The sequence below is a fragment of the Allostreptomyces psammosilenae genome (assembly GCF_013407765.1).
Lineage (GTDB): Bacteria > Actinomycetota > Actinomycetes > Streptomycetales > Streptomycetaceae > Allostreptomyces > Allostreptomyces psammosilenae.
Genome location: NZ_JACBZD010000001.1, coordinates 4750494 through 4766484 on the forward strand (window position 1 = coordinate 4750494; position 15991 = coordinate 4766484).

The 15991-nt window shown below is 73.6% G+C and carries 12 protein-coding genes; 3 read left to right on the forward strand and 9 right to left on the reverse strand.

The annotated features are described in order from the left end of the window. Nucleotides 1-4 precede the first annotated feature (4 nt). A complete protein-coding gene (locus FHU37_RS19675) occupies nt 5-1894 on the forward strand; it encodes a sialidase family protein (protein ID WP_179815459.1) in 1890 nt (629 codons plus the stop codon). A gap of 257 nt (nt 1895-2151) precedes the next feature. Beyond that, nucleotides 2152-3639, forward strand: coding sequence for an endo-1,4-beta-xylanase (locus FHU37_RS19680; RefSeq protein ID WP_179815460.1), 1488 nt, complete (start codon nt 2152-2154; stop codon nt 3637-3639). A gap of 4 nt (nt 3640-3643) precedes the next feature. Here the strand turns inward: FHU37_RS19680 and FHU37_RS19685 are convergent, their stop codons facing one another. The 5 genes from FHU37_RS19685 to FHU37_RS19705 form a co-directional block, all read right to left on the reverse strand. After that, nucleotides 3644-4534, reverse strand: coding sequence for a phosphatase PAP2 family protein (locus FHU37_RS19685; RefSeq protein ID WP_376773970.1), 891 nt, complete (start codon nt 4532-4534; stop codon nt 3644-3646). A gap of 417 nt (nt 4535-4951) precedes the next feature. After that, nucleotides 4952-5398 (reverse strand): SRPBCC family protein, encoded by a 447-nt coding sequence (locus FHU37_RS19690; RefSeq protein WP_179815462.1) that lies wholly within the window; start codon nt 5396-5398, stop codon nt 4952-4954. A 144-nt stretch (nt 5399-5542) separates the two neighbouring features. Beyond that, complete coding sequence (locus FHU37_RS19695) at nt 5543-6769, reverse strand: nitric oxide synthase oxygenase (RefSeq protein WP_312892678.1); 1227 nt, start codon at nt 6767-6769, stop codon at nt 5543-5545. A 202-nt stretch (nt 6770-6971) separates the two neighbouring features. Beyond that, nucleotides 6972-8843, reverse strand: coding sequence for a globin domain-containing protein (locus FHU37_RS27530; protein WP_312892679.1), 1872 nt, complete (start codon nt 8841-8843; stop codon nt 6972-6974). Between the two features lie 226 nt (nt 8844-9069). Continuing rightward, the gene (locus FHU37_RS19705) at nt 9070-10014 is read right to left on the reverse strand and encodes a LysR family transcriptional regulator (protein ID WP_179815464.1); all 945 of its coding nucleotides are present in this window, start codon (nt 10012-10014) and stop codon (nt 9070-9072) included. 134 nt (nt 10015-10148) lie between these two features. Here FHU37_RS19705 and FHU37_RS19710 point away from each other — a divergent pair, with 134 nt between their 5' ends. Then, nucleotides 10149-11624 (forward strand): MFS transporter, encoded by a 1476-nt coding sequence (locus tag FHU37_RS19710; protein ID WP_376773971.1) that lies wholly within the window; start codon nt 10149-10151, stop codon nt 11622-11624. Between the two features lie 105 nt (nt 11625-11729). Here the strand turns inward: FHU37_RS19710 and FHU37_RS19715 are convergent, their stop codons facing one another. The 4 genes from FHU37_RS19715 to FHU37_RS19730 form a co-directional block, all read right to left on the reverse strand. Further along, nucleotides 11730-12536: a TauD/TfdA dioxygenase family protein gene (locus tag FHU37_RS19715; RefSeq protein WP_179815465.1), complete on the reverse strand. Its 807-nt coding sequence runs from the start codon at nt 12534-12536 to the stop codon at nt 11730-11732. Between the two features lies 1 nt (nt 12537). Then, a complete protein-coding gene (locus FHU37_RS19720) occupies nt 12538-13542 on the reverse strand; it encodes an isocyanide synthase family protein (RefSeq protein ID WP_246450003.1) in 1005 nt (334 codons plus the stop codon). Nucleotides 13543-13988: 446 nt separating this feature from the next. Next, nucleotides 13989-14651 (reverse strand): response regulator, encoded by a 663-nt coding sequence (locus tag FHU37_RS19725; RefSeq protein WP_179815467.1) that lies wholly within the window; start codon nt 14649-14651, stop codon nt 13989-13991. After that, on the reverse strand, nt 14648-15988 hold the full coding sequence (locus FHU37_RS19730) for a sensor histidine kinase (RefSeq protein ID WP_179815468.1): 1341 nt from the start codon (nt 15986-15988) through the stop codon (nt 14648-14650). Before FHU37_RS19730 ends, FHU37_RS19725 begins: the two co-directional genes overlap by 4 nt. Nucleotides 15989-15991 lie beyond the last annotated feature (3 nt).

The window sequence follows — 15991 nt, forward strand, 5'->3', positions numbered from 1 at the left end:
GTCCATGACACTGTTACTGACGGACCATCGCGCCGGCCGCCGGGCGCTGGCCTGGGCGGCGGTCGTCCTGCTCGCCCTGACCTCCCTCGTGGTCGGCGCCCCCACGGCGTCGGCCGCGGTCCCCTCCGAGCTCTCCCGCCCGTTCGAGGTGGACGAGGCCGGCTACCGCTGCTTCCGGATCCCGGCCGTCGTCACCACCCAGGACGGGACCGTGCTCGCCTTCGCCGAGGCCCGGGTGGCCGACTGCGGCGACGTCGGCGACATCGACCTGGTGATGAAGCGCTCGTTCGACGGCGGGCGGAACTGGGGGCCGATCCAGGTGCTCCGGGGCCGTGGCGACACCGGCGGCTTCGGCAACCCCGTCCCGGTCGTGGACTCGGCCAGTGGGCGGATCTCCGTCCTGTTCGCCTACAACACCTGGACGCTCGACGCCGAGGGCAACCGGCGGCGGGGGCCCCGCAGCCTGCACGCCCTGCACAGCGACCGGGCGTCCGACGGCGAGGAATGGACCGCCGGGAGGTTCCTGGGCGACCTCAAGCCGTCCGACTGGACCTGGATCTCCGTCGGCCCCGGCCACGGGATCCAGCTCACCCGGCAGTCCTCCCTCGCCGAGGGGGCCTCCCCCCGGATCATCGTCCCCGGCGACCACGCCACCACCTCCGGGCTCGCCGGCGCGCAGCTGTACTACAGCGACGACGGGGGCCAGAGCTGGTACCTCGGCGCCCGGTACGACGTGCCGAGGTCGGGCGCCCACCCCGGTGAGACCACGGTGGTCGAGCGGGTGGACGGCTCGATCCACGTGAACTCGCGCAGCTCCGCCAACTGCGGCACCGCCGACCACCGGCTGGCGGCGACCAGCACGGACCACGGGGAGAGCTTCACCGCCGAGGGCTTCACCCCCGTCCGCCACCTGCCGGTCCCCCCGGTCTCCGCGTCGCTGCTGCGCCTGCGGGCCACCGACGAGGGCGACGCCGGCAACCGGGTGCTGCTGTCCGCGCCGGTGCGCCCCGGGGCGGAGGCCACGGACCGGCAGGTGCTCGCCATCCGCTCCTCGTACGACGAGGGGGCCAGCTGGGATCCGGTGGGGACGGTGGTCCACGCCGGCCGGGCGGGCTACTCCGACCTCACCGAACTGCGCTCGGGCGAGATCGGGGTGCTCTACGAGACGGGCACCCACACCTCGCACGGCAACATTGTCTTCACCGCCTTCACCGAGGCCGCGATGGACGCCGCGCGCACCGACCTGGCCTTCCCGCGGACCAGCGACACGAGCGGCAACGGCAACCACGCGGTGGTGCACGGCGGCGCGGTGCTCGGCACCGGACGCTCCGGGCAGGCGATGACGTTCGACGGGACCGACGACCACCTGCGGCTGATCAACTGCCCGGCCTCGCTGCGGTTCGGCGAGGGCGACTTCACCGTGACCGCCTGGATCCGGTACGGCGCCACCTCCGGCGCCCACCCGATCATGTGGGGGTACGGCCAGGACGCCGGCGTCCCGCAGTTCTGGCTGCGCGCCGAGCCCGCCGGCGGCCGGCTCAGGGCCTGGGTGGACACCGGCACGGCGTCGGCCGCGGTGAGCACCGCCGGGGCGTACAACGACAACGCCTGGCACCACGTCGTCCTCCGCCGCCAGGGCGGGACCCTGTCGCTCTCCGTGGACGGCGGCGCGCCGGCGACCGCCGCCGCCCCCACGGGCTCCCTGGTGCCGGGCGGCGCCTTCACGATCCACATCGGCGCCCGGCCGGACCTGGAGCAGCTGTTCCGCGGCGCGATGGACGAGGTGCGGGTCTACGGCCGCTCGCTGACCGACGCGGAGGTCGCGGCGGTCGCCGCCGGGGCCACCGACGTCCCCGACGCCCGGGTGCGGCTGGCCTTCACCACGATCTGGTGACCGGGGGCGGGTGGCGGGGGCGTCCCCGCCACCCGCCCGTCGGGGGAGCGGCGGGGCGACGGCGCGCCGCACCGAAACTATCCGAAACTTAGCGAGACCCATTGACGCTGTTTTCGGTGCATGACAAACATGTCTCCGCCGGTGTGTTCCACCGTGCAGGAGAGCGCTCTCGCGAGCGCTCGTCGCTCCACCTTTCTGTCCGGTGTCCCCGGGCCAGGGCGCCTCGTGGCGCCCCGGCCACACGAGAGGCAGTTGCAATGAATCGAACACCAGTACGGAGGCGGCGGCTCAGCGTCGCGGCGGCCCTCGGCACCCTCGTCGCCGCCCTCGCCCTCCCCGTCGGTCTGCTCGGCGCCTCCGCCCAGGCCGGCGAGAACGTCCCGGGCCAGGCCGGCCAGAACGCCCGGGCCCAGGCCGGCCAGAACGCCCGCGCCCAGGCCGGCGGCCTGCGCGACTACGCCGCCGCCGCCGGCGTGCACATCGGCACCGCGCTGAGCGAGGGACGGCTGGGCGAGACCGCCTACGCCAACACCGCCGCGAACGAGTTCAACGCGATCACCGCCGAGAACTCCATGAAGTGGGAGTCGCTGGAGCCCACCCGCGGCAGCTACCAGTGGGCCGGCGGCGACCGGGTGGTCCAGTTCGCCCAGGACAACGGCGCGATCGTGCGCGGCCACACCCTCGTCTGGCACAGCCAGACCCCTCCCTGGCTCACCCCCGGCGCCTTCAGCAACGCCGAGCTGCGCACCATCGTCCAGAACCACGTGCAGACCGTCGCCGGACGCTACGCCGGCGACGTCTACGCCTGGGACGTGGTGAACGAGCCGTTCAACGAGGACGGCACCCGCCGCAACAGCATCTTCCAGCAGCAGCTCGGCGACGGCTACATCGCCGACGCGCTGCGCTGGGCCCGCGCCGCCGACCCGAACGCGGCCCTCTACATCAACGACTACAACATCGAGGGCATCAACGCGAAGTCCAACGCGATGTACAACCTGGCGCGCGACCTGCTCGCCCAGGGCGTGCCGCTGGACGGCATCGGCATGCAGGCCCACCTGATCGCCGGACAGGTGCCGAGCGACTTCCAGGCCAACATCCAGCGCTTCGTGGACCTCGGCCTCGACGTCGCCATCACCGAGCTGGACATCCGCATGCAGCTGCCGGCCACCGCGGACAAGCTGCAGGCCCAGGCGGCCGACTACACCCGGGTGATGAACGCCTGTCTGAACGTGGACGGCTGCATCGGCGTCACCGTCTGGGGCGTCACCGACAAGTACTCCTGGGTCCCGGACGTCTTCAGTGGCTACGGCGCGGCGCTGCCGATCGACGAGAACTACGCGTTCAAGCCGGCGTACTACGCGGTGCAGCGCACCCTCGGCGGCCCGGGCAACCCGACCAACCCGCCGACCGACCCGCCGGTCGGCAACGGCTGCGCGGTGCGGTACACCGTGAGCAACCAGTGGAACACCGGGTTCACCACCTCGGTGACGGTCACCAACACCGGCTCCCAGGCGCTCAGCAACTGGACCCTGACCTGGACCTTCCCCTCGGGCCAGCGGATCACCCAGGCCTGGAACGGCACCGCCACCCAGAACGGGGCGAACGTGACCTTCACGCCGGCCTCGTGGGCCAGCACCCTGCCGGCCGGCGGAACGGCGAACTTCGGGTTCAACGGCTCGCACACCGGCACCAACACCGCGCCCACGCAGTTCGCGCTGAACGGCGTGGCCTGCACCACCGCCTGATCCCCTAGGCCCGTTCGGACCACCGTGGGCGCGGACCGCTGTCCGCGCCCACGGTGGCGGGCGGCTCCTCCGACCGGCCGGGCCGCGCCCCGGCCTCCCCCGGGGCGCCGGACTGCCGGGGGATCCGGGCCGTCAGCGGCTCCGGGCCCTGCTCGGGCTCGGGGCCCCGCTGCGTTGCCGGGACCGGCGCCTGCCCGCGCGCCTCCGTGCCGGTCCCGCGGCCGGCGCCGATCGGGAGGCGGCCGAGCAGCCTGGCGACGCCGAAGCCCAGCCCCACGCAGACCGTGCCGCCCACCGCGTCCAGCAGGAAGTGGTTGCCGGTCGCCACGATCACCACCAGGGTGGCCAGCGGGTAGCAGAGGGCGGCGACCCGCAGCCAGGTGCGCCGGACCACCAGCGCCACCGCCAGCGCGCACCACAGCGACCAGCCGATGTGCATCGAGGGCATGGCCGCGTACTGGTTGGACAGGTTCGCCATGTCACCCGAGGCCATCGACCCCCAGGTGCCGTGCTTGACCACCGTGTCGATGTAGCCGTAGGACTCCGGCATCAGCCGCGGTGGTGCCAGCGGGTAGAAGTAGTAGCCGATCAGCGCGAGGCCGGTGGTCGCGAAGAGCGCGCTGCGCAGCGGCCGGTAGCGGTGCGGGCGGCGCAGGTACAGCCAGACCAGCACCCCGATGGTCACCCCGAAGTGCAGGGTGGCGTAGTAGTAGTTCATCCCGACGATCAGCCACTCGACCGAGTCCGCGGCCTGGTTGATCCGCCGCTCGACGGCGATGCCGAGCGACTCCTGCAGGGAGAGCACCGCCCGGGCGTGCGCCTGAGCCGTCCGCTCCTGCTCCGGGACGAAGTTCCGGACCAGTGAGTACACCCAGTAGGAAACGGCGACCAGCACCACCTCCCACCACAGCCGGGGCCGTCTGGCTCCGGCCCGCCCCGGCCCGGCGGGAGCGCGCCCCGACGGTCGTGCGCCGCCGCTCGCCCGGCGGGTGGAGGAATCCGTGTCCCTCGCCGGCCCTTGGCCTGCTGGGTGGGTGGTGGAAGCGGCCATGGTCGAGATCCTGCCAGAGCCTGATAAGCGTCTGATCATCCCCCGGTTGGGTTCTGTTCACCCTGCGGTCCCTCCCGGGGATGATCCCGGGTACGCCGGCGCGGAAAGCGCCCCGGACGGGGCCCGACCCCTCCGAGGGGCGCCGGGCGCCGTCCGGGGCGCTGACGTCCGTACCCTTGCGGGCCGTCAGCCGCCGGTCACCGGCGGGGCCGAGGGCCCTCACAGCTCGTGCCTCAGAGCTCCTGCCTCACAGCTCGTGCCTCACAGCTCGCCGCGCCAGGCTCCGGTCTCGTGGCCACGTGCCTCGATGAACTCCTTGAAGCGCTTCAGGTCGCCCTTGACCCGGTGCTTCGTCACGCCGAGCAGGTCACCCGCCTTCTCCACGACGCCCTCCGGCTCGTGCTCCAGCTGGAGCATCACCCGGGTGTGGTCGGCGTCGAGCCGGTGGAAGGTGACCACGCCGGCCTGCTTGGGGCCGCTCCGGGAGGTCCACGCCACGCGCTCGTCGGGGATCTGCTCGGTGATCTCGGCGTCGAACTCCCGCTCCACGCCGCCCACCTTGGTCACCCAGTGGGTGTTGCGGTCACCGCGCTGCTCGATCCGCTCCACGCCCTCCATGAACCGGGGGAACTCCTCGAACTGCGTCCACTGGTCGTACGCCGTGCGCACCGGAACGTCGACCGTGACCGACTCCTCGATCGTCGCCATCCGTCATTCACCTTCGCTCGGGTTCGGCTTCGTCGTCTTGACGCTTCTCGCGCGATGACTCGCCTACCCGGGCACCCGGCACCCATGCGATTCGCCGGGACTGTTCCAGAGCGCGGCTTTTCTCCGCCTGGGCCGTGCGGTGGCTCAGTGGGCCATCGGGCACCCGGGGGCCGGCCGGGCCCCGTTCGCCGCCACGCCGTGAGCGAAGGCGCCGCCGGCCGCCATCGGGGCGCCGGGGAAGCCACCGGGCGACTCCGGCCGGGCCAGCGGCGGCAGCGGCCACTCCCCGGCGCCGCGCATCCGGGCCTCCGGGTCCAGGAAGAACGCCGGCCGCAGGTCGGCCTGGTCGTAGTAGCGGTGGTAGACGGGGGTGAGCCCACCGGAGACCGGGGGAACGATCCAGCTCCAGTCGGCGGGGCAGACCCGGCCCGCCGCCTCCTCCTTGCGCAGGTGCTGGAGGAACCGCTGTGACTCGGTGTGGTGGTCGGTGATCGCCACGCCCTGCTCGTCGAAGGAGTGCAGCACCGCCCGGTTCAGCTCGATCAGGGCGCGGTCCCGCCACAGCGTGCGCTCCGCCGACATGTCCAGGCCCATCATCCGGCCCAGCAGCGGCAGCACGTTGTAGCGGTGCGGGTCCACCAGGTTGCGCGCGCCGATCTCGGTCTCCATGTACCAGCCGTTGAACGGCGCGGCGCTGTAGGAGACGCCGCCGATCTCCAGCCGCATGTTGGAGATCGCCGGCACCGCGTGCCAGCGCAGGCCCAGATCGGCGAACCAGGGGAACTCCGGGTGGGACAGCCGCACCTCGGCGACCGCGTCGCGCGGCACCGGGTGCAGGCTCACCCCCTGCCGCGTCTCGATCAGCAGCGGCAGCACGTCGAACGGCGTCCCCGCGCCGCGCCACCCCAGGGCGCCGACCAGCGAGGTGAAGCGGGTGTACTGGCCGTCCCCGATCCGGTGCCCGTCCGGGGTGAGGTACCCGGCGTACCGGATCAGCTGATCGTTCCAGATGCGCACCAGCGGCCCGTCCGGGGCGTCCGCCGGGAAGATCGTGATCGTCGGGCGGATCCGGCCGCCCCGCCAGGCGCTGCGGAGGTGCTCCACGCACTCGGCGGCCACCTCGGCCGGGGTGTGCACCCGGCGCCGGTCCCGGATCTGCAGGCTGTTCCAGTACAGCCGGCCGATGCAGCGCGCGGAGTTGCGCCAGGCCACCTTCGCGCCCCAGGTCAGCTCCTCCGGGGTGTGCCGGTAGGTGCCCGTGCGGTCGATCTCCATGAGGACCTGGCGGACCCGCTCGGTCAGGTCGACGGCGGCGCGCGGGTTCTCCCGGGAGAAGGCCTCCAGGAAGGAGATGGCCTCACCGTGGTCCACCGGACGCCACTGGGGGTAGGGGCTCCGCGGCCGCTGGGGGGCGAGCGACGGATACGCCGGGAGGGGTGGGTGTGCGGGCGGTTCCGGGGTTGCTGCGGTGTGGGACATGTTCTCTTCCGCTGGAGCGCCGGATCGGGGACGGCGACGGACGTGACGGTGGTGACGGAAGTGCGTGTGCGGGACGCGTGGGGACGGCGTCTCCTCAGCGGTGCGGCCCGGGAGCCTGGACCGCTCTTCGCCAGTCCGGCTGTTCCTGTGACCACTCCTCGTGCGCCGCTTCCTGGGCGAGGCGGGACTCCTCGTGGGCGCGGGCGTCCGCGTACCCCCGGGCGGCCTCGTAGCCGCGGGCGGCCTCGTATCCCCGGGCCGCCTCGTAGCCCCGGGCGGCGGCGCCCGGCGCGGGGCCGGGACGCGGCTGGGGCGCGGTCGGTTGGCCCTGGGGCTGCGGCACCGGCTGCTGCCACTGCCGCGACTGCGCGGCCTGCCGTTCCCGGGACGCCGGCTGGGCCGGCTGGGCGTGCGGTACCTGCTGGGGTGGTTGGGCCTGCTGGGCCTGCTGGGGCGTTTGGACCTGCTGGGGCGGCTGGACCTGCTGGGCCGGTGCCGGCTGGGCGGCGGCCTCGCGGGAGCGCCGCGCCTGCTGGGAGCGTCTGCCCTGCCAGGCCTGGGCCGCCCGTGGGGTCCGCTGCGGCTGGGCGGTCTGCTGCCGGGCGGAGGGCGCGAACCAGTCGACGGGACTGCCATCGGCCGGTGCGGCCCCCTGGGCCGCCGGCTGCTGGGTCGCCGGCTGCTGGGCGGCCGGTTGCTGGGCCGCCGTGACGGGGCGGAACGGGGCCCGCGCCGGCTGCGGCCTTCGTTGCTGCGGCTGCGGCTGCGCCGGCTGGGGGCGCGGTTCGGCCGCGGGCCGCGCCGTGGGCACGTGGTGCGGCTGGGCCCGGCTCTCGCTCGGGGTGCGCACCGGCGGGTCGATGATCGGGTCGTGATGGATGTTGCGGCGCTCGACCCCCATCTGCCGCAGCACCTCGACGCTCTGCCGCACCATGTCCGGCGGGCCGCTGACGTACGCCCGGTAGCCGTAGGCGAGGCCGTACTCCCGGAGCACCGCCGGCAGCGTGCCGGCCAGGCCGTAGGTGTGGCCCTCGGAGACCACCGGGCGCACGCTCAGCCAGTGGTGGTGCTGGCTCAGCCGCAGCAGGTCGTCCAGCAGGTAGAGGTCCGAGCCGGTCCGGGCGCCGACGAAGAACTCCACCGGGCGGTGCGGGCCGGTGCGGGCGATCTCCTCCAGGATGGCCATCATGGGCGCCGCTCCGGTGCCGCCGCCGAGCAGCAGCACCGGGCTGCTGTCGTGCTGCGGGACCACCATCGAGCCCAGTGGCGCGCCCAGCCGGATGACGTCACCGACCCCGGCCCGCTCGGCCAGGGCGGTGCTCACCCATCCCGTCGTCACCTTCTTGACGTGGAAGGTCACCAGGTTGTCGGTGCGCGGCGCGTTGGCCATCGAGTAGTAGCGCCACACCCGGGGCCACCAGGGCACCTCCACGCTGGCGTACTGGCCGGCGAGGTAGGGGTAGGGCTCCTCCGGCCGGACCGTCACGGCCACCACCTCGGGGGTGCGGTGCTCGTGCGCCACGATCTGGGCCCGCCAGGTGGCCGGCCGTTCCCGGGCGTCGGCCTCGGCGGCCGAGATCATCAGCCCGGAGATGGTCCCGTAGGCCCTCCGCCAGGCTGCCGCGACCTCGTCGTTCCAGGCGTCGCCGGCGAACTTCGCCAGCGCGTCCACCAGCGCCGCGCCGACCGCCTCGTAGTGCGGGGCGAGCGTGCCGAACTTGCGGTGGTCCCGGCCCAGCTGACCGAGGAAACGTTCCAGCTCGGCGGCGTCGTCCACGTTCCCCACGACGTGTATGAGCGCCTGGAGCAGCCGGTCCCGCTGGAGGTCCATGGCGGCGGGGAACAGTTCGCGAACCTCGGGGTGCCGCAGGAACAGCAGGGCGTAGAAGTGGGCGGTCAGCTCACCACCGACCCCGGCCACCGCTTCGAGACTGCGGCGGATCAACTCGACGTCGCGTGGGGTCACAGCTGCCTCTGGGTAGGGGAACAGTCATGCCAACGTACCGTCGGAACTCTGCTGCGTGACGGTCGTTCGGTCAAGTGTGACCGGGACAGGACGGTGCGTCACAGAAACTCCACAACTCGCCGCCATCCTTCACAAGTCGCGCCCGGGCGACCCCGAACGGTGAGCGCTCTCAACCGACCCCGCCCAGCGGCCGGTTACGGCTCGGTGGCCGTCCGTGCGCCGGCCGCTACACGGAAACTGGCCGTACCTGGCCACTGACGCGGTTTCGATCCATCTCCGCGGCGGTCTCCAGGGCGGCCTCCCGGGCGGCGTCGGCGAAGGCGGCGACCGCGCCGGTGTGGTGGCCGGCCTGCCACACCAGGCCGTAGCGGTTCGGCTCCGCGTCGGCGAGGGGGACGTAGGCCACACCGGGGCGGGCGTAGTACGTGGCCGTGTGCGCGGGGGTGAGGCAGGCGCCCTTGCGGCCGGCGACCAGCATCAGGGCCTCCTGCGTGTTGGTCACGGCGGGGCCGCGCGGGATCGTCCGGCCGCCCGGGGTGCGCGCGGGGACGAGGTGGTCGAGCCGGTAGTCGGGGATCTCACCGGCGATGGTGAGCAGCGGCACGTCGGCCAGGTCCTCCAGGAACACCCGGTCCCGCGCTGCGAGCGGGTGCGCCGAGTCGATCGCGAGGACGCGTTCCTCGGTGAGCAGCGGCGGTCCGCCGGCCAGGTCCTCCTCCCGCACCGGGAGCTCCATGAGCTGGACGTCGAAGACGCCCTCGCGCAGCGGCCCGTAGGGATCGGTGAGCGGCGTCTCGCAGATCTCCACGGTCAGGCCGGGGTGGCCGGCGCGCAGCGCGTCCGCCGCCCTCATGACGATGTCGCCGGTCAGCGGGTTGGCGAAGCCGACGTGCAGCACGGCCTCGATGCCGCGCGCGGTGCTGATCGCGCGCCGCAGGGCGGCCTGGATCGCGCGGTGGTGCGGTTCGAGGTCGGCGCGCAGCTGCCGGCCGAGCGAGGTGAGCACGACGCAGCGGCTGGTGCGGATGAACAGCGGGGCGCCGACGCGGCGTTCCAGACGCTGCACCAGCTGGCTGACCCGGGCGCGGGACAGCCGCATCCGGGCGGCCGTGCGCCCGAAGTGCAGCTCCTCGGCCAGCAGCAGGAAGCACTCCAACTCGTCCCGTTCCACGGACGTTCCCCCAGGTCGGGTCGGTTCGGTAAGCCTGGCTGAACGAACGTTGCGCACTTCGCCGTTGTTCCCCCGCGCGCGCCGGTCGAGGGTGAGCGAAGCAAGAGAAACCCTTCCCCCTTCGAGGAGGCGACATGAGTTCACACCGGGAACCGGACGCCCCGCCCGCACCCGCTGGCCTGTCCGGCCGGGACTGGGGCGTGCTGCTCGTCCTGTGCGGAGCGATCTTCCTGGAAGGCATCGACGTGGCCATGCTCAACGTGGCCCTGCCCTCCATCCGGGCCGACCTCGGCCTGTCCACCGGCTCGCTGCAGTGGGTGGTGAGCGCGTACGTCCTCGGCTACGGCGGTTTCATGCTGCTCGGCGGACGCGCCGCCGACCTCTTCGGACGCCGCCGGATGTTCGTCCTGTGGCTCGCGATCTTCCTGGTCTTCTCCGGCCTGGGCGGCTTCGCCACCGAGGGCTGGATGCTGATCGTGGCCCGGTTCGTCACCGGGGTCGCCGCCGCCTTCATGACGCCGGCCGGCCTGTCCATCATCACCACCAGCTTCGAGGAGGGCCCGCGGCGCAACAGGGCGCTGCTGTTCTACTCCGGCACCGCCGCCGGCGGCTTCTCCATCGGCCTGGTCATCGGCGGGCTGCTCGCCTCGGTCGGCTGGCGCTGGGTGTTCTTCGCCCCGGTGGCGCTCTCCGCCGTGATCCTGGTCGCGGCGCTCGCCTTCGTGCCCAGGTCGGCGGACCGGGACCGCGACGGCCGGGGCTTCGACCTGGCCGGCGGCGTCACCATCACCGCCGCCATCGTGCTGCTCGTCCTCGGCGTGGAGCGCGCCACCCACACCAGCCTGGCCTGGACGCTGGGCACGCTGGGCGCGGGCGGCGTCCTGCTCGCCGTGTTCGTCGCCATCGAGCGCCGCTCGGCCTCCCCGCTGGTCCGCCTCGGCCTCCTGCGCAACGGCGCCCTGGTCCGCGCCAACCTCGCCGGGCTGCTGTTCGCGGCGGGCTTCTTCGGCTTCCAGTTCCTGGTGGTGCTCTACCTGCAGGAGCTGCGCGGGTGGTCGACCCTGCAGACCAGCTTCGCCATGATCGTCATCGGTATCGACGCGATCCTCTCGCCGCTGCTGACCCCCCGTCTGGTGGAACGTTTCGGCAATGCCCGGGTGATCTTCGGCGGACTGCTCCTGGCCGCGGTGTCCTACGCCCTGTTCCTGCCGGTCGGCGCCGACTGGACCTACCCGGCCATGTTCCCGAGCCTGATCCTCCTCGGCATCGCCTTCTCCCTCGCCTACGGCCCGCTCACCATCGTCGCCACCGAGGGGGTCGAGGAGGAGGAGCAGGGGCTGGCCGGCGGGCTGCTCTACACCTCGTTCCAGTTCGGCGCCGCGCTCGGCCTGTCCACGGCCACCGCGGTCAACGTCTGGGCCACCACGTCCACGTCGCCCGCCGCGCTGCTCGACGGCTACCACGCGGCCCTGTGGGTGCCCTTCGCGGCGGCCGTGCTGGCCGCGCTGATCAGCGCCTCCGGCCTGCGCTCGGGGCCGTCGGCGGTGGTGGCCGCGGCCGGCGGATCCGCCGAGCGGCACGCCCCCGGGGAGCTCCCCGCCTCCCGCTGACCCGTCGCCGCGCGGGGGAAACGCGGGCGGGGGCGCGCCCACGAGTTGCCTCGGGGCGCGCCCCCGCCCGCTCCGCGACGAGCGGCCGGCCGGAGCCGGCGCGGGTCAGATGATCTGGACCCGCTGCAGGTGCCGGGTGGTCGGCCCGGTGAACGCGTTGCGCCCGTGCAGCAGGGCGTAGTTGTCGGCGATCACCAGGTCGCCCGCCTGCCAGGCGTGCGCGTAGCAGTACTCGGGCCGGTGCAGCCGCTCGGACAGGGCGGCGAGGAAGTCGTCCGCCCGCTCGGCCTCGACGCCGTCGACCGCGACGTACACCGGGTTCTTGTACACCGCCGGGTCCAGCGGCTCGGCGTAGCGCAGGACGGGCAGGCCGGTGCCGGGGTGCTGGGAGAGCAGCTTCTCGGTGACCCGCCCGCCGTAGTGCGCCAGCTTCTCCGTGGTGTAGGTCATGGTGACCCGCGACCAGAGCTCCCGCAGTTCCGGCTCGGCGTCCCGGTAGACCGCGGTGGTGTCGCAGAAGACGGTCTCGCCGCCGGCGTCGGGCGCGGCGTCCAGGCACTGGAAGACGAAGAAGCGGGGGTTGGCCTCCACGAAGGCACCGTCCCAGTGGAACGGCACGTCACCGCTGGAGAAGACGTAGTTCTTCGGGTCGTCCTGGACGACCAGGTCGATCACCTCGCCGGCGTCCCACCGCAGGACCTCGCCCCACTGCCGGCAGTAGTCGGCGAACCGTTCCTTCTCCATCGGCGTGAAGCCGCGCAGCACCAGGACCCGCGACTCCTCCGTCCAGCGCGCCAGCGCCGCGACCGGGAGGTCGTCGATCGTGGCGCCCTCGGGCGCCTCGACGACGCGGCCGAACGGCGCCAGCGGAATGTGCGTCAGGGTCTCCAGCGCGGAGGCCGAACCGGTCATGTCACGCCTGCCTTTCTTCGGAGTGGGTGGTGAGCTGGGGGCGCACGAAGTGGCTGGGACGGCCGTTCCTGCTGACGACGGACGCGTCGAGCTCCTCCGCCTCCCACCGGCGCACCAGCAGGGGGGCGACGCCGTCGTCGAGCACCACGCCGTGCCACGGGGTCAGCCAGCCGTCCCGGGTCGGGAGCAGCCGCAGCCCGAACTTCTCCGAGTGCGGGGGCTGCGGGTGGATCGACAGGCGCACGGCCTCGGGGAACCGCTCGGCGACCACCCGGCTCCAGGCGTTGCTCCGCAGGATCGTCTGGTACGCCGCCTCCTTGGAGTCGTTGCGCAGCCTGGTCCGGGAGGCGTCCGCCCCCTGCCGGGCCACGGCGTCCTCGAACATGAAGCGGTGGATGCCGTTGAAGAGCGACAGCGCGGCCTGGTCGGTGCGGACGCTCTCCCTGAGCTCCTCGAGGGTCGAGGAGTAGTTCTGCTCCAGCAGCTGACGCAGCTTGGGGTAGTCCTCGCCGCCGAACGCGTCGTCCAGGCCGAAGAGGTCCAGGGACGTCCAGTTCGCGGCGCGGATCATCTCCGCGAGGGCCACCCGGTAGGCGGTCACGGTGTCGTCGTCCACACCCACCACGTCGCCGAAGACGTGGCCGTCCGAGCAGATGGTTATCCGGGCCCCGGGTCCGTGGAAGTGGCTCACGTGGTCGCACAGCGACTGCAGGAACGACAGCGCGAGGTACTCCCCGAGATCGGGCAGCGTGCCGAGCACCTTGTTGCGGTTGGGCGACTTCGCGGGGAACGCCGGGAGGACCAGGTGGATCGGTTCGTCCCGCCGCACGAAGCGCTCGATCTTCTGCTGACGTGCCTCGAAGCAGGCCGTGCAGGGTTCCTGCGCGGCCCCCTCCGGCGGCCGGCCGGACGGGGCTGCGTCGATCCTCCGGTAGCGGTAGAGGAGTTCCAGGACCTGGCGAGCCGTGCTGGTCGAGGACGGCGGGTTGGTCGGCTTGCTGCTCAACGTCTCTCCCCCAAGACGAATCGATTCTCCGGCGTGCGGCGGTTCAGGCGGCGGGCCGGGGACATCGGACATCTCCGGGGGAACGCAGGTGTCCCCTCGGAGGTGGTGAGCGGGTGGTCCGTCCGAACGGCGCTGTGCTGGACGGTGGCTCGGTCGGGTGGCTACTCGGTCGGCGGCAGGGCGCGGCATGGCGCGCCGGCGTGCGGGTGAGTGCGGGCGGGCACGGTCGACGTCGACTGTTGGCGCTCCAGCCCTCCGCGGGTGTCCCCACACCCCGTGCGGCTGGAGCCTCTCGGCATCCGCGCCCTTCGCGAGCGCGCCGGAGTTACCCCGTTGAAGCGTCTTCAGCTTGGCCGCGGGGAAGGGGCGCGGGCAACAGTCCGACGATGCGCATGTGACACGCACCGGTGCAGGGAAGGTTATGGATCCGTGCCCGGGCGTCCGGCTCAGCCGGCCGGTGCCACCAGGCCCGTCTCGTAGGCGAGGATCACCAGCTGCACCCGGTCACGGGCGTCGAGCTTGGCGAGCAGCCGGGTCAGGTAGGTCTTGGCGGTGGCCACGCTGATGGAGAGCTGCTCGGCGATCTCGGTGTTGGACAGGCCCCGGCCGACGAGGGTGAGCACCTCGCGTTCCCGGTCGGTGATCCCGTCCAGCCGCCGCGCCCGCCGGGGCGGCGTCGCGGTGGGGCGGCTCACGAACTCCTTGATCAGCCGGCGGGTGACGCTCGGGGCGATCAGGGCGTCCCCGGCGGCGACGGTACGGACCCCGGCCAGGATGTCGTCCAGGTCCATGTCCTTGACCAGGAATCCGGAGGCGCCGGCGCGCAGGGCCGCGTAGACGTGGTCGTCGTCGTCGAAGGTCGTCAACACCACGACGCGGGTGGAGCCGGCGCCCGTGGTGATCAGCCGGGTGGCCTCGATGCCGTCCGTGCCGGGCATCCGGATGTCCATCACCACGACGTCCGGGGCGAGTTCCCGGGTCAGCCGGACGGCTTCCGCGCCGTCCGAGGCCTCCCCGACGACCCGGACGTCCGCGGTGTCGGTGATGACCATCTGGAGGGCGGCGCGGACCAGGGGCTGGTCGTCGGCGAGCAGCACGCGGATGGTCATCCGGCTCCGCCCCCCGCCTCCGTGCCCGGGTCCACCGCTGCCGCCACCGCCGCCACCGCCGGCAGCGGCAGCCGGGCGGCCACCCGGAACCCGCCGCCCGGGCGCGGCCCCGCGGCGAAGTGGCCGTGCAGCAGCGCGGCCCGCTCCCGCATGCCGACCAGGCCGAACCCGGTGTCCGTGCCGGTGCCGCCGCCCCTGCCGCGGTCGAGCACCTCGACGGCCAGTTCGTCGTCGCGGTAGTCGACCCGCACCTCGCAGGAGGTGACGGCGGCGTGCCGCACCACGTTGGTCACCGCCTCCTGGACGATCCGGAACGCCGCCAGGTCGATCTCCGGGGGGAGCGGGCGGCGCGCGCCCCGCCACCACACCTCCACCCGGACACCGGCGGCGGTGGTCGTCGCGGCGAGCCGCTCGACGTCCGCCAGGCCGGCCGCCGGCCGCGGGGGCGCCTCGGCCCGCCCCCGCTCCCGCCCGCCGGGTTCCGGGGACCGGCCGGTGGAGTCCGGGTACCGCCCGCCGGGTTGCCCGTCCGGGGCGGCGGGGCCGGCCTGCTGCTCGGCCTGCCGCAGCGCCCCCAGCATGCGCCGCAGACCCGACAGCGTCTCGCGCCCGACCGCCTCCACGGTGAGCATCGCCTCGCGGGCCCTGGCCGGCTGGGTCTCGACCACCCGGGCCGCGGCCCCGGCCTGCAGGGCGATGATGCCGATGCTGTGGGCGACCGTGTCGTGCATCTCCCTGGCGATGCGCAGCCGTTCCGCGGTGACCGCCTGGGCGGCGGCCCGCGCGTGCAGCTCCGCGGTGTGGGCGCGGGCCTGGCGCACCGAGTCGCCGATCAGCCAGGCGATGACCACCGTCGCCGCCACGAACGGTTCCGAGGCCGTGCCGGCCTCGCCCCCCGTGGCCGCCCGCACCGCGAAGTGCCCGGCGAGCACGCCCAGGGCCGCCCCGGCGGCGGTCAGCGTGGCGCGCCGGGGCATGGTCGCCGCGGCGTAGCACAGGGCCGCGTCCACCCCCAGGAACTGCAGGGGCGGCACCTCGTCCTGCCGCCAGGCCGCCGCCGAGACGACCGTGCCGGCGAGCACCAGGCCGAACCCAACCGGGGGCCGGCGGCGCAGCCAGGCGCTCCCGGCCAGCGCCAGCACGAACGCGAGGGCGAGCAGCGCCCGGGCCGGCAGCGGGTCGAGGCCGTCCCGGGGGTAGCTGAGGGAGTAGCTGCCCCGTGGCGGCATCACGACGTACTCCACGATGGGCTGCACCGCCGTCGCGAACCACACCAGACCCGTCCACAGGCCCGGCGGCAGGCGCTTGGGAAGCGGCAGGGGCGGCGAGGCGGACATGCG

Excerpts from the sequence above, each read along its gene's own strand:
- FHU37_RS19675 (WP_179815459.1), top strand. The coding sequence starts at position 5 with ATGACACTGTTACTGACGGACCATCGCGCCGGCCGCCGGGCGCTGGCC.
- FHU37_RS19680 (WP_179815460.1), top strand. The coding sequence starts at position 2,152 with ATGAATCGAACACCAGTACGGAGGCGGCGGCTCAGCGTCGCGGCGGCC.
- FHU37_RS19690 (WP_179815462.1), bottom strand. The coding sequence starts at position 5,398 with ATGGCGACGATCGAGGAGTCGGTCACGGTCGACGTTCCGGTGCGCACG.
- FHU37_RS19710 (WP_376773971.1), top strand. The coding sequence starts at position 10,149 with ATGAGTTCACACCGGGAACCGGACGCCCCGCCCGCACCCGCTGGCCTG.
- FHU37_RS19715 (WP_179815465.1), bottom strand. The coding sequence starts at position 12,536 with ATGACCGGTTCGGCCTCCGCGCTGGAGACCCTGACGCACATTCCGCTG.
- FHU37_RS19725 (WP_179815467.1), bottom strand. The coding sequence starts at position 14,651 with ATGACCATCCGCGTGCTGCTCGCCGACGACCAGCCCCTGGTCCGCGCC.
- FHU37_RS19730 (WP_179815468.1), bottom strand. The coding sequence starts at position 15,988 with ATGTCCGCCTCGCCGCCCCTGCCGCTTCCCAAGCGCCTGCCGCCGGGC.